Genomic DNA, 17,728 nt, shown 5'->3' with positions numbered 1-17,728 from the left:
CTGAAGGTCGTGACCATGTCTCCTCCTCCCCCGCCGCCACGGCCGACGGGCTTGATCGTTGGCCTGGCCTTCGCCGGGGCCTTTGGTTACTGGATCCTCAATGTGATCGTCGGACTCATCGTGGTGAGCATGGCGTCGACGGTCGCGATCGGGGTCGCCGCGGGGTTCCTGGCCGTGGTCGGGCTCGGCGCGGGGATCGTGCTCGTGGTGCTGCGTAAGCCGTGGGCGCTGGGGCTGGGGCTGGGGCTGATGATCGGGTGGGCGCTCGCCTCCATCGTCTCGGCCGGCTATTGCACGGGACTGAATCCGGGCATGTACGCATGACCGGGCCAACGCCGGATCCGGGCATGTTCACATGACCGGGCCCGCACCGGGCGATCGTGACGAGGGGCTGCCTCCTCAGGGAGGGAGCACCCCGACGCGGGTGGAGGGGAGCGGCGACCCGTCTCCCGGACAATCCGCTTCCCCACCGTCCGGGCAGATCAGCATCCCGCCGTCCCCCGGCGGGCCAAAGCCGCCGCCTAACGGCAGGTCCAACAGCAGGCCCAAGGGCAGGTCCGTCGGGCTGATCGTCGGACTAGCGTTCGCGGGGCTGGTCGCCTACAGCATCGTCAACGCCATCCTCGGCATCCTGATCTTCGTCAGCACCCTCGACCAGAACGGCACTAACTACCCCATCATCATCTCCTGCACGATCTTCCTCGCCCTCTTCGGTCTCGGGGCCGGGGCGGGGCTGCAGTTCCTGCGCAAGCCGTGGGCCACCGGTCTGGGCCTGGGGTTCCTTGTCGGCTGGGCGTTGTGGTCGATCCTGTCCGCCGGGATCTGCACCGGCATCAGCCCGGACCTGTACGCCTGACATGCCGCTCCACGAGATCTTCGTCGGCCTGGGAGTGCTCGTCGCGTCCGTGGTCTTCGTGCACGAGGCCCGCCGCCGCGGCGCGCTCAACGAGCAGTCGCTGGTGGCCGTGACCGGTGCGCTGGTGGGCGGGGCGATCGGCATGCGACTGGCGGGCTGGCTGGAGACGCTGAACCTCTCCGACCTCTGGCTGTACGGCTCGCGGAGCATCCTCGGGGGCTTGACCGGCGCCTACATTGGCGTACTGATCGCCAAGAGGATCATCGGCTACAAGCAGCGGACCGGCGACCTGTTCGCCCCGGCGGTGGCGCTGGGCATGGCGGTGGGCCGGATCGGCTGCCATCTGACCGAGGCGCCGGGCCGTCCGACCGAGTTGCCCTGGGGCGTACACGCTCCCCCGACGACGCCCGAGTGCCCCGGCTGCCTGAGTGGCCAGGCCATGCACCCGTCGTTCGTCTATGAGATCGTCTTCCAGCTCGCCGTGTTCGCCGCGCTGCTCTGGGCGCGCAGGCGGCTCACCGAGCCGGGCGAGCTGTTCACGCTGTACCTGGCCGCGTACGCCGTCTTCCGCTTCCTCGTCGAGTTCACCCGCGCCAACGAGACCGTCTGGCTCGAGCTCACCAGGCCGCAGTGGTTCCTGATCCCCGGCCTGCTGCTGCTCGCCCTGAGGCTGCGCTACGGCTGGCGGCGCGGCCACTACGATCCCCTCTTCAAGCGGAAGGTCATGACATGAGCACCGGAATGGGCCTGCGGGGTGACCGCATCCTCAGGTACGTCAACGCCTTCTGTCCCCACTGCCACGGCCAGGACCTGGAGCGGGTCGAACGGCTGAGCGGCTACCTGACCGTCCGCGACGAGCGCGTGTGGCTGGAGCGCGGCTGCCGCGAACACGGACTGATCAGGACTTTGTACGACGAAGACCCAGAAATCCTGACCTATCTGGAAGAGTGGACCGCTCCCACAAAGCTCCACATGCCGGATATTTCGGGGAATTTCGACCCCATCCCCGCGGCCTACCTCCAAGGGCTGCCCGAGATGCAGACCCAGCACACCTGCATCCTGCTCGAAGACATCGTCGAAGCCTGCAACCTGCGCTGCCCCACCTGCTTCGCCGACAGCTCCCCCGATCTGACCGGCATCGTCCCCATCACCGACATCCTGGCGAACGTCGACCAGCGCCTGTCCCGCGAGAACGGCAAGCTCGACGTCCTCATGCTGAGCGGCGGCGAGCCCACCCTTCACCCCGAGCTCGCCCAACTGCTCGCCGAGCTCCACCAGCGCCCTGTCACCCGCATCCTGATCAACACCAACGGCGTCCTCATCGCCCGGGACGACGCCCTGCTCGACCTGCTCACCGAGCACCGCGAGCGGGTGGAGGTCTACCTCCAGTACGACGGCGGTTCGGCCGAGGCGTCGAAGCACCACCGGGGCGGTGACCTCAGACAGCTCAAGGCGCAGGCCGTACAACGGCTGTCGGAGCGGGAGATCTTCACCACGCTGGTAATGACCGCCGCACTGAACGTCAACGACGGGGAGATCGGCGACGTCGTACGGCTGGCGCTCGACACGCCGTTCGTCGGCGGGGTGTCGCTGCAGCCGCAGTTCGGCTCGGGCAGGTCGGGGCCGATCGACCCGATGAACCGCCTCACCCACACCGGCGTGCTCAAGCGGCTCGGCCCGCAGACCGACGGCCTGGTGACCTGGCGCGACCTCACCGCGCTGCCCTGCTCACACCCGCACTGCTGCTCGGTCGGCTACCTGATCCGCGACGACTCGCGGCAGTGGCGTTCGCTGGTCGCGCTGATCGGCCATGACCGGCTCAAGGCGAACCTGGGCCTGGTCTCCAATCGCATCGCCGATACCGAGATCCCCCGCGAGCTGCGGATGGCCGTACAGGAATCGCTGCTCGGACTGCTGTCGGAGCAGTCGTCGTTGTCACACCCGCAGATCGGCGACCTGTGGCGCGACATCTGCGAGAACTGCGACCTCGGCGTGTCCACACTGCTCATGCTGGCCTCCTCGGCACTGCCCGGCCGGCGGAAGAGGCTTCGCAAACTGCTCGGCGAGCGGGTGGTGCGGGTGACGGTCAAGCCGTTCATGGACATATCAACCATGATCGAGGAGCGGCTCACGCAGTGCTGCGTGCACGTCGGCACGCGGGCCGAGCAGGACCAGTGCGCGCCGTTCTGCGCGGTTCAGGCGTGGCCCCAGCTCTCGGGACAACGGCTGTCGGCGGTCGCCGCCACATCCCAGCTCTCGGGGCAACGACCGGCCGCGACCGCATCCCAGCTCAAGGTGATCAGGTGAAGGATCCGCTCCGGTTGTGCGTGTACGCGACCGTCGCGCTGCTGGCCTGGCTGCTGGGGCCGTGGGCGGTGCTGGGGTTCGCGGTCCTCGGGTTCGCCGGGTACTGGAAGGCGTGGCGGGCCGGGCTGACCCGTAGCAAATGCTTGCTCAAGGACACCCGGCTCGTCCTGGCCTATCTCGGGTTACTGGCGCTCGTCGCGGCGGCGGCGATCATCCACTCCCTGCTGTGAGCTCCACGGGGATGTACAGGCTGAGCGTCTCGGCGATGCAGGCCGGGCGCTTCTCGCCCTCGACCTCGATCGTCATCTTCAGGTTGGCCAGGTAGCCGGCGGGCGTGCCCTTGACGTCGCTCAGCTCCCCCAGCGCCCTGACCCGCGCGCCCACCGGCACCGGCCTGGGGAAACGCACCTTGTTCAGGCCGTAGTTGACGCCCATCTGGATGCTCTCGACGCGTACCAGCTCCATCATGAACGACGGCAGCAGCGACAGGCTCAGGTAGCCGTGCGCGATCGTGCCGCCGAACGGTCCTTCCTTGGCCCTCTCCACGTCGATGTGGATCCACTGGTGGTCGTCGGTCGCGTCGGCGAAGAGATTGACCTGCTCCTGAGTGACTGTGCGCCACTCGGTCGGGCCGAACTTCTCGCCGACGGCCGCCTTGAGTTCCTGTACGTTCGCGAAGGTCCGCATGGCTCCGAACGCTATTGCGCGGGCGGGACGGCTGCCAAGTTGAGCACCCAGTACTTGTCGGGTTTGTCGCCCTTGGTGGTACCCCAGTAGATGATCGTGCTGGGCTCCGACGAGGTGCCGACACCGCTCCAACTGCCGGACCCGCCCATCCTCGCCAGCTTGTCGGTGTTCAGGTCGTACACGCCACCGAACCTTTGCAGGAAGCGGTCGAGGATGGGGTACGGCCTGAGTCCCATGAATCCGAACCCCTGCTTCTTATCTCCTGTCCCGTCGATGCGCTGGACGAAAGGAACGCTGCCGCGGCGGCCGACACACCAGACCGATCCGCATCGCAAGCCCTTCGTCCCACCCTTGATCGCGATCTTTGTCACGGTCCCGTCTGCCAAGTTGACGATCTTGGATTGGTTGCGCTCGCCCTCGTTCGTGCCCTCGCCGACATCGCTCGCCCACGGCCAGCCGATCAGGTGCAGCCCCTCAGCCTTCGGCACGCGAGAGGGGGTGCCGCCGGTGAACGGCACCTGGAACACGCCACCCTTCCGCATCGACCAGACGATGTTCTCGCCGTCCACCCCGACGGCGTCGACGGCGGCGTCGCCGCCGGTCAACGTGGCGGCCCGCTTGGCCTTACCGCCGGGCAGCGGCGCCCACCAGAGTTCGGCGATCGGGGTCCCGTTCTTCGAGGCGGTGGAGTACCAGACGACGTTCTTGCCATCGGTCGAGGCGGCCTGCTGGAAGTTCCGCTTCAGCCCCGGCGTCGCCGTTACCTCCGTCACCACCCGGGACTTGCCGGTCTTGGTGTCGTACACCTCGATCTTGCCGGCCTTCTCGAACGAGGACTCGGCGTTGAGCAGCACCTCGGTGGCGTTGATGCCGGTGATCGGGCGGTAGCGCCAGCCGTCGGCGTTCTTCGCGGGCATCTGGAAGAGCGCCTGCGGCCAGAGCTTGCTGATCGGTGTCCCCATCGCCTGGGTCGTCGGCCTGGGAGTCGCGGTCACGGTCCTCGTGGGGTGGGGCTTCGTGACAGTCATGGTCGTGGTCGGCATGGCGGCCGCCTCTTCTCCGCCCCCGCTGGAGAAGACGCCCTGGGCGACGACCGTACTCGTGCTCACCACCCCGACCACCGCGGCCGCCGCGAGCAGTTGCGCGCGCCGCCTGGTCCGCCGCCGCCTGCGCTCGCCGACCCCGGCGAGCAGGTCGAGCTCGGGAGCTCGGTCCGCCGCATCGCGCAGCGCGCCGCTCAGTTCGTCCTCTGTCCTCATGCCCGTCCCCTCTCCAGCACAGCGGGCCGAACCCGGAGCGTGGCGAGCGCCCGGAACGCCTGGCTGCGTACCGTTCCTCGGGAGATGCCGAGGATCGCGGCGATCTCCTCATCCGGCAGGTCCTCGTAGTAGCGCAGGACCAGCACGACCCGCTGCTTCCTCGGCAGCGTCGCGAGCTCCTTCCAGAGCTCGCCGAAGGAATGCGTGTCGTGGTGGACGCCTTCGGGGACGTCGTCGGTCGGCTGCTCTCTGCGCCGCCTGCGCCACCAGCTGATGTGCTGGCGGGCCATGGTCGTGCGCACGTACGCCTCGGGGCTGTCCTTGTTGCGGACCCGGCCCCAGTTGTCGCTCAGCTTGAGCAGCGCCTCCTGGGCCAGATCCGCGGCGTCCTCGGCGTTGCCGGTGAGCACGTAGCCGTACCTGACCAGCGCCGCGCCCCTGGCTCGGACGAAATCCTCGAACTCCACATCACCGGGACGCACGAGCCGCTCGCTCTGTTGCAAAGATCTTTACTCGAAACCATCGCGCACGTGTTCGAGTGCGCGCTACAGTTCTAGGGACCGAATCGAACAAGGGTTCGGCCTGGTGGGAGGGGGTGCGTCCGATGACGATACTGGCGACGGCCCCTGCTCGGACACGCCGTAGCGCTTTCTTCCCAAATCTAAGACGGCCGCTATATCCCGCAATAAAGTCCGAGAGCGTGGACCCCGTGCGCAATCCTTACGCCCCCGGAGCCGGACAGCGCCCGCCGGAGCTCGCCGGGCGCGACCGCGAGCTGCAGCAGTTCGAGGTCGTGCTGGAGCGGGTGGCCCGTGGCCGTCCCGAGCGCAGCATGGTCGTCACCGGTTTGCGCGGCGTCGGCAAGACCGTGCTCCTCAACACGTTCAAGTCCATGGCGATGCAGCGGCTGTGGGGCACGGGCAAGATCGAAGCCCGGCCCGACCAGTCGATCCGCCGTCCCGTCTCGGCCGCGCTGCACATGGCGATCCGCGAGCTGGCTCCCCGGCATCGCGCGCCGGAGCGCATCGAGGCGTTCCTGGGCGTGCTCAAGGCGTTCGCGATGCGCGATCCGGCCGCCGCCAAGGGCACCTCGCACTGGTCACCCGGCATCGAGGTGCCGGCCAGCCGTGGCCGGGCCGACTCCGGCGACCTCGAGATCGACCTCACCGAGCTGTTCGTCGACGCCGCGAGCGTGGCCACCGACCTGGGCGTCGGCATCGCGCTCTTCATCGACGAGATGCAGGACGTGCAGCCCGCCGACGTCTCGGCGCTCTGCGCCGCCTGCCATGAGCTGTCGCAGTCCGGTGGGCCACTGATCGTGGTCGGCGCGGGCCTGCCGCATCTGCCCAGCGTGCTGTCGGCCAGCAAGAGCTACTCCGAGCGGCTCTTCCGCTATGCCCGCATCGACAAGCTCGACCGCGAGGCGGCCGACCTCGCGCTGATGCTGCCGGCGCGGGAGGAAGAGGTCGAGTTCACGCAGGACGCCCTCGACGCCTTGTACGAGGCGGCCGACGGTTACCCCTACTTCGTCCAGGCCTACGGCAAGGTCGCCTGGGATCTGGCGCCGCGCAGCCCGATCACCCTCGACGACGTCAAGGTGTCCGCGCCCGAGGCCGAGGAGGAGCTCGCGGTGGGCTTCTTCGGCAGCCGCTACGAGCGGGCCACTCCGGCGGAGCGCGACTACATGCACGCCATGGCGCAGATCGGCGACGAGCCGGTCGCCACCGCGGAGGTGGCCGACGCGCTGGGGCGCAAGCCGTCCAGCCTGTCACCCGCCCGCGACAGCCTCATCAAGAAGGGGCTCATCTACAGCGCTGAGCGCGGCCTGATCGCGTTCACCGTGCCGCATTTCGGGAGGTTCCTGCGTGCCCAACCGATCTAGGCGACACCCCTAGTCCTCTATTGGGCTGTCTAGTGGGGAAGCTAGATAGCCCAATAGAGTCATATCTTGCTGTCGAGGGTTCTATAGCGCTGTCTAGCGTCAGGCCGATACAGGCGTATAGACCGGCAGAGCGCCGCTGTCCTCGTGGTCGACCACGGCCACCCGTACGGCCGGACGCCGCCCGCTGAGATAGACCGCGAACACGACATCGGCCCCATCCCGCCGCTCGAAGGCGAAGAAGCGCCAGCACAACTCACGCCAGCTGTCGTACGGCTCGACCGCGGCGAGCTGCTCATGGTGCTGCCGCCAGGGCCCGCTCGACCGAAGCCTGGCCAGCGTGACCTCCATGGCCGGCCCGGGGCGCTGCTCGCACGGCGCGCGGTAACGCAGCCGATCCACCATCTCCTCAAGCTCGGGCGACAGTACGAGGAGCACGACCACCCCGGCGGCCATGAACCACGACGGCTGCATGAAGACCGGCCAACCAGGCCCCTCAGCCCATAGCGACAGGACGGCCATCCCGGTCAGCGCTACGGTCCTGGCGATCGAGCGCAGCCCGACGGGCGCCGCGCTCACCTCGCCGAAGCATCCGCACCCCGCGTCGGGCCGCCGCCGTCGTACCTCCAGCAGGACATAGGTGCACATGGCGAAGAACGCGACCGCCATCCACCTGAAGATCGGAGACGTGCTCACCAGCAGCCCGGTCGCGATCACCAGCTCACCGACCGCGCAGACGACCAGCACCGGAACCTCGATACGGGCGGGCACCAGCGCCGCCGGCCCCAGCCGGGCCAGCGTGCCCATCTCTCCGCCCGAACGCACGGTGGACACCTTCGCCACCGCCCCTAAGACGAGCAGCACGATCAGCGCGGGCAGTTGCGATGCCAGCACGAGCGTCACCCCAATCCGATCTGCGCGTTGAAGCACCCTTTGACCAGGTCGCCGCCCAGCTCCACGTACGAGAAGGGCGACAGCTCGGCGATCCGCCCGCGAGGAGAGGTGTCGCACTCGACGCAGCGGTCGCAGAAGCGCCCGGCCACGCAACCGCAAGCCACGATCGGCACGTTAGCGGATCGATCGGTGCAGATGTTCCGTACCTGCAGCATCGACCCGAGGGCGAGGTACGGCAGGCCCGTGCACGACACCTCGGCGTCCGGGCAATCCACGTCAGAGCGTTCCACCATGGGGTACGCGGCCCCCCGATCCTCTTCATCGAAGACGTCGGACCAGGTGGCGGTCCCGGAGACGCGTGACTGCAGGCCCCCGTAGGCGGGCGGCGGAGCCGGCACGGCCCGCGCCGGATAGGCGGGCTGCGAGGTCGCGGGCAGCAGGGCCAGACTCGCCTCGCCCTTTCTGATACCGATCGCGTCGAACAGGAACCCCGGCTCGAACCGCGCATGTCGCACCATGATGCGACCGGTCGCTCGGTAGGGGATGACGATGGTCCGGCGCCCCCGATGCGGCCCGCAGTCGAGCTGGACCGACAGGTCCTTGCGTCCCTCCACGGACAGGATGGTCCCGGTCAGCCGCGTGATGTCGGCCCAGAGGCGCTCGACCACCCGGCCGTCGCGCAGGGTACGCATGATGACCGTCGAGCCCACGGGCAGATCACTCGGCGCCTGGTCGCCACCGTGCCAGGCGGTGGCCCAGGGCGCGATGACGAGCCGCTCCTCGGCGCCCTCGGGGGTCTCGATGGTGATCAGATGTGGGCTGATGTCGAGGATGTCCCCCATGACCGCGCGTAAAGGGTCCCCCTCGCCGGAGCCCGGAACCCCGGCCTCTCGGCCCAGCGCCGCGGCCGCGAGCACCCGGCGGCGTTCCACGCTCGGATACCCCATCAGTCCCTCCCTTGTCGCGCTAATAGGGTCACACGACTCCGGGGGCTGCTTCGTCGCGCTCATGCATTCGAGAGCAAAATACGCACCCCTCGGGGCAGAAGTTGACCCCCAGCGACGTACAAACCGCCACCGACCTTGACCTACCTTTATCGTCGGCGGGCCGAATCCTGAATTCCGGTTACGCCCTATCTTGGCCTTTGGCTGCGATTCTGGCCACGATGCAGACCGCCAGATGGGAAGAGGAGTTCCGCGAGTACGTCGTTGCGCGCGGAGCTGCCCTGCTGCGCACCGCCCACCAGCTCACGGGTCATCCGCTGGACGCGGAGGATCTCCTGCAGAACGCCCTGACCAAGACGTACCTCGCCTGGGACCGCATCCAGGACAGAGCCGCGCTCGACGGATATGTACGGCGGGCGATGGTCAACATCAACATCTCGCAGTGGCGGCGGCGCCGGCTGGAGGAGTACCCGTCGGAGGACCTGCCGGAGATCGCCCCGGAGGCGGAAGCCAGCGGTGACCTGCACGAGCTCCTGGAGCAGGCGCTGATACGGCTGCCCACCCGGATGCGGGCCGCGATCGTGCTGCGTTACTACGAGGACATGACCGAACCGGAGATCGCCAGAACGCTGGGCATCAGCCTGGGCACGGTCAAGAGCACGATGTCACGGGCCATGGCCAAGCTCAGAGTTGAGCTGGGCATTCCCCCTCAACAGCTCCGGCCGTAGCGCAGGGCCGTACGACATCCCGGATCGTCCGCAACGTGGCCAGGAAGGCCTCCAGCTCCTCCGCGCTGAGCAGGCCGGTCAGGCACTTGTCGATGTCCTCGAGGTGCCGGGGCAGCACGACTTCGAGCTTGTCCCGCCCCGCGTCGGTGAGCGTGGCGTAAGAGGCCCGGCGGTCGACGGCGCAGGCGACCCTGGCCACCAGACCGTCGCGTTCGAGCCGGTCGACGACCCTGGTCACACCGCTGGTGGACAGGCCCGTCTGCGCGGCCAGATCACTCATCCGCAAGCTCTCCCGCGGCGAGCGCCCCAAGCGGAGCAGCGTCTCAAAATCGATCTCGGACAGCCCGGCAGCGCCGAACACCGGCTGCATCCTGGCCGCGAGACCTGCTTGCACCTCCGAGAGCAGGCCCATGGCCGTCAACCGGGGGTCATCAATGTTGACCACGTTCATAGCTTAACCGACGATTGTTGACGAGAGGAATATTCCTCGTGTAGACATTTGTTGCCGCAGACATCCGCACAGCAATCATCTTCCGAGGAGAACCCCACCATGAGCACCCGCACTTGGGAAGGCCTGACCGTCCCCGCCGCCGGCACCTACAACCTCGATGCCGCTCACACCACGATCGGTTTCGTGGTCAAGCACATGATGGTCAGCAAGGTGCGCGGCAGCTTCGGCGACTTCACCGGTTCCGTGACGATCGCCGACAACCCCCTCGAGTCGTCGGCCGAGCTCACGATCAAGACCGAAAGCCTCACCACCGGCGTCGCCGACCGTGACGGCCACCTGCGCGGCGACGACTTCCTGTCGGTCGAGAAGTTCCCGACGCTCACCTTCACGAGCACCCGCGTGGTGAGCCACTCGGGCGACGAGTTCACCGTCGTCGGCGACCTGACCATCCGCGACGTCACCAAGGAGATCGAGCTCACGGTCGAGTACGGCGGCGCCGGCACGAACCCCTGGGGCCAGGCGGTGTGGGGCTTCTCCATCAGCAGCGAGTTCGACCGCGAGGACTTCGGGCTGACCTGGAACCAGGCCCTGGAGACGGGCGGCGTCCTGGTGGGCAAGAAGATCAAGGTCGAGATCGAGGGCGAGGCCAACCCGGCTGCCTGACTCGGTTGACCTCGCGTTTTGTACACCGGACCCGCGTGGCGGGTCCGCGTGCTGAGCCCGCCCCCGCCGCGCCTTGGGGCGGGCTTGCTGTCCGGCCCGTTGTCCACAGGAGGTTATTCACAGGCAGTGGATAACCTTTGGACAGGCCGAGACGGGCAACCGCTTTGCTGCCTTGGCAGAAGGCCGGTACGCTGTCCTGAGCCGCGTGGCTACCAGGAGGATTCGCCTAGTCAGGTCTATGGCGCCGCACTGCTAATGCGGTTTGGTGGCAACACCATCCGGGGTTCAAATCCCCGATCCTCCGCACGTCGAAGGCCCTTCCCAGATTCTGGGGAAGGGCCTTTTCGATCTCTGTGGGACTCAGGGTTGCAGTTGGCTTCTAGCCAGGGCCCCAGAGCGCCTCGTCCATGCGGTCGCCGGCGTCTCTCATCTGCATCGTTGTTACGTGGGTGTAGCGCTCTGTGGCGGTGACGCGGGTGTGGCCGAGGGTCTCCTGGACGCTGGTCGCGGCGGGCCTGGAGGTCAGCGCGGAACTCGACCAGCCACAGCTGATCGCCTGTCGGCTCGTCCCGGGCGATGGCCCGCTCATGGTCACCGTCGAAACGCACTTCGCCGGCTTGTGGTCATGGCCCGCGACCCGGCGGACGGTTCTGCACGAACCGATCGACCAGCTTGGAGAAGTGCGGCGCAGCCGGCGCGTAGTCGTACTTCTCAGGATCGACGGGCGCCTGGCTTCACAAGGTGACGGACCAACTGCGGCCGGGGCGACGGCGCACGTGGTAGGCGTAGGCCAGGGCGAGCACTATCGGGCCCCACAGCGCGAGCGGGGTGATGCACACCATGGCCAGTGCCTGCCACCAGCCGTTCTCGTACGCCATGCGGCCGGAGACGCCGATCCAGGTGAGCGCCATCCACACCGAGACCGCGGTCAAAAGCAGCCCACCGACCACAGCAGGGGGTACCGCCGCCATGGGCGGCACACGTCTGCCGCCGATGACGGGGATCCAGTTCGGGACCACCTCGCCCCAGCCGCGTACCAGACCGATACTGAGCAGCGCCGCCAACTCCGTGAGCACACTGAGCCCGAAAACATAGGGGATGGTGATCCACAACGGTGACAAAGGGGCGTCGTTGAGCTGGCCCATGTCGAAGGGGAAGGCAAACGGCAATCTCCACAGGCACGAGGGGAGCAGCAGCCAGCGGCGCCCACTGGCAACAAGGCGTTCGGGCCGCCTCGCCAGGGTGGAGTGCCTCCGGCGGGGCACTCCGGCTCCGGGATGATCGCTACAAGCCGAACATGGTCAGTGGCTGAGGTGGACCAAGCCTCAGGCGGTCATCGCGATGGCAGGCGGCGCATCATGACGCCGATGAACTGGTCGCCCCGCACGAAGCCGAACTCCCGGGAATCCCAGCTGGTGTCCCGATTGTCGCCCAGCACGACCAGGGCGCGAGGGGGCACGACGGTCTCCGGTACGTCGCGGAGCGACGGGAATTCCTGTCTCGGCACAGGTTCGCCGGACACCGCGACCGCCCGCTTGACGAGCAAGTGCCAGCCAGGATCGAATCTCTCCGGCGCCTTGTCCTCGTCGCCGGGCTCGATACCCGGCGGCAGGCCGTCCAACGGCGGAGGATTCGGGATCCTGACGACCACGATCTGGCCGGCACGGACTCGCCTCGTCTTGCGGACGAGCAGTCTGTCGCCGGAACGCAGGGTGGGTTCCATGCTGGGCCCGCTGACAGTGGCGACCAGATACCGCCGGCGGATCCACCACAGCGACATTCCCAAGGTCAGCAAGCCGGATGCCGACAGGAGCAGACTGCCTGCCTTCATCGCACCTCCTGGTATCCCGAGGCCTGGAGCCGGAACAGCCGGGCGTACTGTCCGTCTGCGGCAAGCAGCGTCTCATGCGGTCCCTGTTCGGCGATCCGCCCGTCGTGGAGCACGGCGATGAGGTCGGCATCCCGTACGGCGCTGAGCCGGTGGGAGATCAGCAGGCTCGTGCGGCCCGCCCGATGCTCCCGGATGCTGGCGTGGACCTCGTGCTCGGCCTCCGGATCCAGGCCGGAGCTGGGCTCGTCCAGGATCATCAGGTCTCTGCCGTCGCGGACGAGGGCTCTGGCCAGCGCGAGGCGTTGCCATTGTCCGCCGGACAGCACCACTCCCGTCTCGGGATCGCCCTTGTCGGCCTCGGAGAAGAAGATGCGGGTGAGCAGCGTGTCGTAGCCTCGCGGCAGCCCCGAGAGCGTCTCGTGCACTCCCGCGCGGACGCCCGCCTCCGCGATCCGGGCCGGGTCGTCCAGGGCGGGCAGGTCACCGAGTCCGATGTTCTCGGCGGCGGACATGTCGTAATTCATATGGTCCTGGAATACGGCGCTGATCCGCTCGCGAAGATCGGCGGGCGGGATGTCCCGCACATCCACGCCGTCCCACAGGATCCGGCCGCGCGTCGGGTCGTACATCCTGCACAGCAACCTGATGAGGGTGCTCTTACCGGCGCCGTTCAATCCCACGAGGGCGACCGAACGGCCGTGCGGAATCGTCAGATCGACCCCGCGCAGCACCCATGGATGGTCGTCGCTGTAGCGGAACCAGACGTCCCGCAGTTCGATGCCCCGACGCAGCGCGGGGGCCGTCCCCTCGTTCACGCTCACCAGGTCCGGCTCGGTCCTGATCACCGCGACGTAGTGCGAGAAGGTGAGGAGCCCCTCGTGGACGGACGCCATCGAGGAGACGAGCATGTTGAGCGCGACCTGCACCCCGCCGACGGCCGCCACGAACATGGCGACGTCGCCGACGCTGAGGGAACCCTGACGGGCGGCCGTGATCGCCCACCACAGACCGGCACCCGCGACCGCCGCGCTCAGCGTGGTCAGACCGCCCTGAGTGACCAGTTCCCGGCGGTCCATCCGGCTTTCGGCGGTGTCGGCTTTGCGCCGCTCGGCCATCATCCGTGTACGAAGGTACGCGCCGATGCCGAACAACCGGATCTCCGTGGCGGCCTGGACGCCGGTGAGCAGCCGGCTGTAGAAGAACTCGCGGCGGTGGATCTGCTCGATGTCCCACTGCATGGTGGCCCGCCTGCGCGACAGCAGCACTTCGGCGATGAGTGCTGGGACGGCGGCCAGCAGTACCAGGGCGGTCATGGCGGGGCTGAGGATCAGAAGGGAGCCCACGAATCCGATGAGGGACAGGACTCCGCTCAGGCTTCCGCAGACTCCGCTGACGAGGTCGCCGGTGCCCCCGGCGCCCTCTTGGGCTAGACGCAACCGGTCGAGGAACACCGGATCCTCGAAACGCCGGAGGCCGACCTGTCGCTCGGCCGCCGCGAACAGCCCGTCGATCGCTTCGGCTCGCGCGAGGCGCCCGGTCTGGGCGCGCAGATAGCGGCCGATCCCCGGAAGCGCGGCGGCGGCCAGACCGGCCGCGGCCAACCCGAGCGCGAGACCCGCGACCGCGCCGTCGGGAGTCGTCAGCCGGTCGATGACCGATTTGGTCAGCCATACGGTGGCGATCGGGGCCGCCGCCTCGGCGAGCGTCAGAAAGACGTAGCCGGTGACCCCTCCTGGTGCCGACCGCCAGGTCAGCGACATGGCCTCCACGGCGGACGAGGCCAAATCCCGGATCCCGGCCCGTCGGCTCGTACCCAGATCACTCATGCCGTCGATGCGACGGAAAGGTCCTCCACGCGTCCACCCGTGGCGACGACGCGGTGATCGGACCCGAGCAGGTAGAGCGCCGGGGTCCACGTGTTCTGGAACGCACCTGCCACCGGGCCGTCGAAGTCCTCCACGATCACCCGGGCCACCGGCGCGAGCGCTTCGACCGCCTCCGTGTCGTCCCCGGCGACCACCGCCAGCACGTTCTCCCGTCCGAGGGTGCGGGCATGCTCGCTGAAGCGGGGAAGCAGCTTGTGGCAGGGTTCGCAGCCGGCGGAGAAGAACCCGACCAGGCCGGCGACCGTATCGTGGGACACCGGCTCGCCGTCGACGGTCACAGCGGCGAACTCGCCGACAGGCGAGCCAGGCTGCAACGCGATGGGAGGCCCGGCATGCTGGACGCCTCCCCCACCCATCTGCCTCATCCGGCGGATCAGGCTGAGGGTGAGTAACAGATTCAACAGACAAAGCAGACCGATGAACACGACGGCGGCGGTCAGATAAGACATCAGGCGTTCCTCGCGAAGAGATCGACGAAGTCGTCGAAGGAGGCGATCAGGATCGCCCCGATGAGCCCCGCGGCACCTGCCAGGGCCGCCCCGCCGAGCGCGGGCAGGCCACCAGGCAGCAGTACGCCGAGCGCGGCTGCGATGATCATCAGGCTGTTACGGACCAGTTGACGGGCATACATATTCCATCCACGCACCTCCACCCCGTGCGGGCGGCGGCTGGCCGCCACCCGCGGGACGCCTACTACGGCCGCATCAGCACTTGCCGACCTTGACCGTCTGGCAACCCTCGTCCAGGCAGCACTGACGGAGGTACCTGATTCCACCCGAGCAGTAGTAGTAGTTGCTGCAGCCGGCCTCCACGGTCACCTTGTGGGCGACGCGCGTCAGCAAACGGTCCACGAGACCGAGCATGATGTCTCCTCTCTGGCCTTGCGGGCGAGATGATGGTGATCACGATGATCCGGTTTTCCGAATTACGGCGCAACGGTCGGAATTATTTTCATCGACAATGATCAAGAGGTACAGGTTTTCGTAGTTTCGGCCAGGAGATATCGTGCCGAAAATTGACCGAAAGATGCTGTGCTGGACGCGACAGACTGCATCCTCAGGCCCATCACGACGCCGACGATGATCATGTAGCCGCGAGCGCCCGTCCCGTCTCTGCGCCTGTGGTCGGCAGCAGTGCGGCGGCGGCACTGCCGAGACCCATGCTCGCCATGGGGTACGACCTGCAGGAACCGTTCGCCCTCCTGGAACGGGCTACTCCGCCACCTGGCGCCTGCCCACTATGCGGGCTCCGCCATCGTCGAATCTGTCGATCACCTGCACTGACTGGCCGGGGGCCCCGACCGTGACGCACCGGGTGCAGTTTGGGTTGCAGTTCAGCACCGTCCTATGCCGCTCGGGGAAGACCGACCCCGGCATATTGGTCCAGATTTGAACGATCGGGTCGGCTCGGTCGGCTCCGTCGGGCGACAGCGCGACGAGGACCTCGATGCCGAAGTCGGGGGCGCCGTCCAGGAGCCGCTTCCACAGCGTCGGGCTCACGCTGGTCAGCGCGCTGTTCAGCAAGCCGTCGCTGCTGGCGATGACCGCCTTAACCGTCGTGGTCGTACGCCGGGCCTGTACGCCGCTGGCGCGGCACCGCGATCATCAAGTGGTGACTGTCACGCCCGAAGGCCGCTGTAGAAAGGACCCGTCATGACCTCCTCGATTCTCAAACTGGCCGATGAGATGTGGGGCAGGCGCGAGCCGACCTCCATAGTGGCATCCATCTTGACTGGCGCCGAGGAGGTCGCCGACGGGGTACTGATGGTGCCCGGCTTCGGGCACGCCTTCGCCCTCCGGCACGAGCACGGAGTCGTACTCTTCGACACCGGCGTCAAGCTGCTCGCCGACAAGCTGCACGAGCAGGTGACCGCGTGGGACTCCGGGCCGGTCACCCACGCCGTCTACTCCCATGGTCACGTCGACCACGTTGGCGGACTCGGCCCGTTCGACGCCGCTGCCGATGCCCGCGGCGTGCCTCGCCCGGAGGTGATCGCGCACGACAACGTACTCGCGCGCTTCCGGCGCTACGCCGACACGCGGGGCTACAACACGATCATCAACCGCCGCCAGTTCCGCATCCCCGACCTCGTCTGGCCGACCGAATTCCGGGAACCGGACGTCACCTTCTCCGACACCCATACGGTCGAGGCCGGTGGCCTCCGCCTCGAACTCACCCACCACCGGGGCGAGACCGACGACCACGTGGTCGGCTGGCTCCCCCGGCAGCGGATCCTCTTCCCCGGCGACCTGTTCCTCGGCGTCGCCCCGAACGCCGGCAACCCGCAGAAGGTGCAGCGCTACCCCGTCGACTGGGCCGCCGCCCTGCGCTGGATGGCCTCGCTCGACGCCGAGCTGATGCTCGGCAGCCACGGCATCCCCATCGTTGGCGCCGATCACGTACGCGAGGCCCTGGAGAACACCGCCCGCTACCTGGAGACCCTCGTCGACCAGACGCTCGCTTGCCTCAACGACGGCGCGACACTGGTCGAGACCCTGCACCGGGTGCGGGTGCCGGACGATCTGGCCGCGCTGCATTACCTCCAGCCGCTCTACGACGAGCCGGAATTCATCGTCCGCAACGTATGGCGCCAGTTCGCCGGCTGGTACGACGGCAACCCCGCCCACCTCAAGCCCGCCACCGACGCCGCCCTCGCCGCCGAACTCGCCGCGCTCAGCGGCGGCGCCCAGGTTCTCGCCGACCGCGCCCTGGAGCTGTCCCGCGCCGGCGAGCACCGGCTGGCCTGCCACCTCGCCCAGCTCGCCGGCGACGCCGCCCCGGAGGACAAGGCCGTCCACACCGCCCGCGCCGAGGTCTACGCGCTCCGCGCCGCCCAGGAGCGCAGCACCATGTCGATCGGTATCTTCAGCTGGGCCGAGGCCGAATCACGGGACGTCCTGAACGGCCCTGACGCAATCGCCGAGCCCGCGCCGGACCGGGTGCCGCCGCGTGATCGTCGCGCTTGATCGAGCGGATCACCACCAGTTCCGCGAGTTCCTCAGACGGACTTCACCCAGGAGCGAGCGGCATGCACCGGCATCCCCAGCTCGCTCTGAACGAGCTGGACCGCTTGCTCCTCTCGCCCCCTGACCTTGAGCTGACGGACACGTCCGGTGAGCTCCTCTGCTCTTATCCGATCGGTGTACCGGAGTACGCGACGCTGTCGGAACACCCGGACCATGCCCACCGCCCACACGACGACGCAGCAGACGAAGAGCGCCGGAAAGGCTACTCCGAGGATTTCGGGGAGCGAGAGATCGGACACCAGATGATCATAGGCTTTCTGCCGTGATCAAGCTGTGCGGCGAAGGGCAATCATCGTTTCGTCGTCATTCTTGAGGAG

23 protein-coding genes and 1 tRNA gene are annotated in these 17,728 nt (G+C 67.9%); 11 read left to right on the top strand and 13 right to left on the bottom strand.

All coding sequences use genetic code 11. From position 1 onward, the window contains the following. The first annotated feature begins 15 nt into the window (after positions 1–15). Genes AB0B61_RS27495 through AB0B61_RS27475 form a run of 5 tightly spaced genes read left to right on the top strand, consistent with a single transcriptional unit; the run spans position 16 to position 3,393 of the window. Positions 16–324 carry a hypothetical protein gene (locus tag AB0B61_RS27495; RefSeq protein WP_358437388.1) on the top strand — a complete coding sequence of 103 codons (309 nt, stop codon included), beginning with the start codon at positions 16–18 and terminating at the stop codon, positions 322–324. 31 nt (positions 325–355) lie between these two features. Further along, positions 356–856, top strand: coding sequence for a hypothetical protein (locus AB0B61_RS27490; RefSeq protein WP_358437385.1), 501 nt, complete (start codon positions 356–358; stop codon positions 854–856). Position 857: 1 nt separating this feature from the next. Continuing rightward, positions 858–1,589, top strand: a complete 732-nt coding sequence (locus AB0B61_RS27485; RefSeq protein WP_357957652.1) for a prolipoprotein diacylglyceryl transferase family protein — start codon at positions 858–860, stop codon at positions 1,587–1,589. Beyond that, a complete protein-coding gene (locus tag AB0B61_RS27480) occupies positions 1,586–3,163 on the top strand; it encodes a radical SAM protein (protein WP_358437383.1) in 1,578 nt (525 codons plus the stop codon). The genes AB0B61_RS27485 and AB0B61_RS27480 overlap by 4 nt, the downstream gene beginning before the upstream one ends. Continuing rightward, positions 3,160–3,393: a hypothetical protein gene (locus AB0B61_RS27475; RefSeq protein WP_358437380.1), complete on the top strand. Its 234-nt coding sequence runs from the start codon at positions 3,160–3,162 to the stop codon at positions 3,391–3,393. Before AB0B61_RS27480 ends, AB0B61_RS27475 begins: the two co-directional genes overlap by 4 nt. Here the strand turns inward: AB0B61_RS27475 and AB0B61_RS27470 are convergent. Genes AB0B61_RS27470 through AB0B61_RS27460 form a run of 3 tightly spaced genes read right to left on the bottom strand, consistent with a single transcriptional unit; the run spans position 3,374 to position 5,591 of the window. Continuing rightward, on the bottom strand, positions 3,374–3,850 hold the full coding sequence (locus AB0B61_RS27470; RefSeq protein ID WP_358437377.1) for a MaoC family dehydratase: 477 nt from the start codon (positions 3,848–3,850) through the stop codon (positions 3,374–3,376). The two genes, AB0B61_RS27475 and AB0B61_RS27470, sit on opposite strands and share 20 nt — an antisense overlap. An 11-nt stretch (positions 3,851–3,861) precedes the next feature. Next, positions 3,862–5,109 carry a hypothetical protein gene (locus AB0B61_RS27465; protein ID WP_358437375.1) on the bottom strand — a complete coding sequence of 416 codons (1,248 nt, stop codon included), beginning with the start codon at positions 5,107–5,109 and terminating at the stop codon, positions 3,862–3,864. Then, positions 5,106–5,591 carry a SigE family RNA polymerase sigma factor gene (locus tag AB0B61_RS27460; RefSeq protein ID WP_358437372.1) on the bottom strand — a complete coding sequence of 162 codons (486 nt, stop codon included), beginning with the start codon at positions 5,589–5,591 and terminating at the stop codon, positions 5,106–5,108. Before AB0B61_RS27460 ends, AB0B61_RS27465 begins: the two co-directional genes overlap by 4 nt. 218 nt (positions 5,592–5,809) lie before the next feature. Between AB0B61_RS27460 and AB0B61_RS27455 the strand changes: the two genes are divergently transcribed. After that, complete coding sequence (locus AB0B61_RS27455) at positions 5,810–6,991, top strand: ATP-binding protein (protein WP_358437369.1); 1,182 nt, start codon at positions 5,810–5,812, stop codon at positions 6,989–6,991. 99 nt (positions 6,992–7,090) lie between these two features. On the opposite strand, the gene AB0B61_RS27450 is transcribed toward AB0B61_RS27455, so the two are convergent. Together AB0B61_RS27450 and AB0B61_RS27445 are read right to left on the bottom strand one after the other, a co-directional pair. Beyond that, a complete protein-coding gene (locus AB0B61_RS27450; protein WP_358437367.1) occupies positions 7,091–7,882 on the bottom strand; it encodes a MauE/DoxX family redox-associated membrane protein in 792 nt (263 codons plus the stop codon). Positions 7,883–7,887: 5 nt separating this feature from the next. Then, positions 7,888–8,829: a hypothetical protein gene (locus AB0B61_RS27445; protein WP_358437364.1), complete on the bottom strand. Its 942-nt coding sequence runs from the start codon at positions 8,827–8,829 to the stop codon at positions 7,888–7,890. A 218-nt stretch (positions 8,830–9,047) separates the two neighbouring features. Between AB0B61_RS27445 and AB0B61_RS27440 the strand changes: the two genes are divergently transcribed. Beyond that, positions 9,048–9,554, top strand: coding sequence for a SigE family RNA polymerase sigma factor (locus tag AB0B61_RS27440; RefSeq protein WP_358437361.1), 507 nt, complete (start codon positions 9,048–9,050; stop codon positions 9,552–9,554). On the opposite strand, the gene AB0B61_RS27435 is transcribed toward AB0B61_RS27440, so the two are convergent. Beyond that, positions 9,511–10,005: a MarR family transcriptional regulator gene (locus AB0B61_RS27435; RefSeq protein WP_358437359.1), complete on the bottom strand. Its 495-nt coding sequence runs from the start codon at positions 10,003–10,005 to the stop codon at positions 9,511–9,513. The genes AB0B61_RS27440 and AB0B61_RS27435 overlap by 44 nt on opposite strands. Positions 10,006–10,104: 99 nt before the next feature. On the opposite strand from AB0B61_RS27435, the gene AB0B61_RS27430 reads away from it, so the two are divergent. Further along, positions 10,105–10,668 carry a YceI family protein gene (locus tag AB0B61_RS27430; protein ID WP_358437357.1) on the top strand — a complete coding sequence of 188 codons (564 nt, stop codon included), beginning with the start codon at positions 10,105–10,107 and terminating at the stop codon, positions 10,666–10,668. A 215-nt stretch (positions 10,669–10,883) separates the two neighbouring features. Continuing rightward, a tRNA-Ser gene (locus tag AB0B61_RS27425) sits at positions 10,884–10,972 on the top strand. Between the two features lie 430 nt (positions 10,973–11,402). Here AB0B61_RS27425 and AB0B61_RS27420 read toward each other — a convergent pair. From AB0B61_RS27420 to AB0B61_RS27390, 7 genes are all read right to left on the bottom strand, one after another. Then, positions 11,403–11,837, bottom strand: a complete 435-nt coding sequence (locus AB0B61_RS27420) for a hypothetical protein (RefSeq protein ID WP_358437354.1) — start codon at positions 11,835–11,837, stop codon at positions 11,403–11,405. A gap of 164 nt (positions 11,838–12,001) precedes the next feature. Beyond that, positions 12,002–12,499 (bottom strand): S26 family signal peptidase, encoded by a 498-nt coding sequence (locus tag AB0B61_RS27415; protein WP_358437351.1) that lies wholly within the window; start codon positions 12,497–12,499, stop codon positions 12,002–12,004. Continuing rightward, positions 12,496–14,325 (bottom strand): ABC transporter ATP-binding protein, encoded by a 1,830-nt coding sequence (locus tag AB0B61_RS27410; protein WP_358437349.1) that lies wholly within the window; start codon positions 14,323–14,325, stop codon positions 12,496–12,498. Before AB0B61_RS27410 ends, AB0B61_RS27415 begins: the two co-directional genes overlap by 4 nt. Then, positions 14,322–14,834, bottom strand: a complete 513-nt coding sequence (locus tag AB0B61_RS27405; protein ID WP_358437346.1) for a hypothetical protein — start codon at positions 14,832–14,834, stop codon at positions 14,322–14,324. The genes AB0B61_RS27410 and AB0B61_RS27405 overlap by 4 nt, the downstream gene beginning before the upstream one ends. Further along, positions 14,834–15,016, bottom strand: a complete 183-nt coding sequence (locus AB0B61_RS27400; protein ID WP_358437344.1) for a hypothetical protein — start codon at positions 15,014–15,016, stop codon at positions 14,834–14,836. Before AB0B61_RS27400 ends, AB0B61_RS27405 begins: the two co-directional genes overlap by 1 nt. Before the next feature lie 73 nt (positions 15,017–15,089). Beyond that, complete coding sequence (locus AB0B61_RS27395) at positions 15,090–15,248, bottom strand: hypothetical protein (protein ID WP_358437341.1); 159 nt, start codon at positions 15,246–15,248, stop codon at positions 15,090–15,092. A 348-nt stretch (positions 15,249–15,596) separates the two neighbouring features. Continuing rightward, positions 15,597–15,908, bottom strand: coding sequence for a hypothetical protein (locus AB0B61_RS27390; protein ID WP_358437339.1), 312 nt, complete (start codon positions 15,906–15,908; stop codon positions 15,597–15,599). A gap of 129 nt (positions 15,909–16,037) precedes the next feature. Here AB0B61_RS27390 and AB0B61_RS27385 point away from each other — a divergent pair, with 129 nt between their 5' ends. Further along, positions 16,038–17,351 (top strand): alkyl sulfatase dimerization domain-containing protein, encoded by a 1,314-nt coding sequence (locus AB0B61_RS27385; protein WP_358437336.1) that lies wholly within the window; start codon positions 16,038–16,040, stop codon positions 17,349–17,351. A gap of 62 nt (positions 17,352–17,413) precedes the next feature. Next, complete coding sequence (locus tag AB0B61_RS27380; protein WP_358437333.1) at positions 17,414–17,677, top strand: hypothetical protein; 264 nt, start codon at positions 17,414–17,416, stop codon at positions 17,675–17,677. The last annotated feature ends 51 nt before the right edge of the window (positions 17,678–17,728 follow it).

It is taken from the genome of Nonomuraea sp. NPDC049158 (genome assembly GCF_040648335.1).
Classification (GTDB): domain Bacteria; phylum Actinomycetota; class Actinomycetes; order Streptosporangiales; family Streptosporangiaceae; genus Nonomuraea.
Note: the sequence above shows the minus strand (reverse complement) of the source record. Positions and strands in the feature narration are given on the sequence as shown.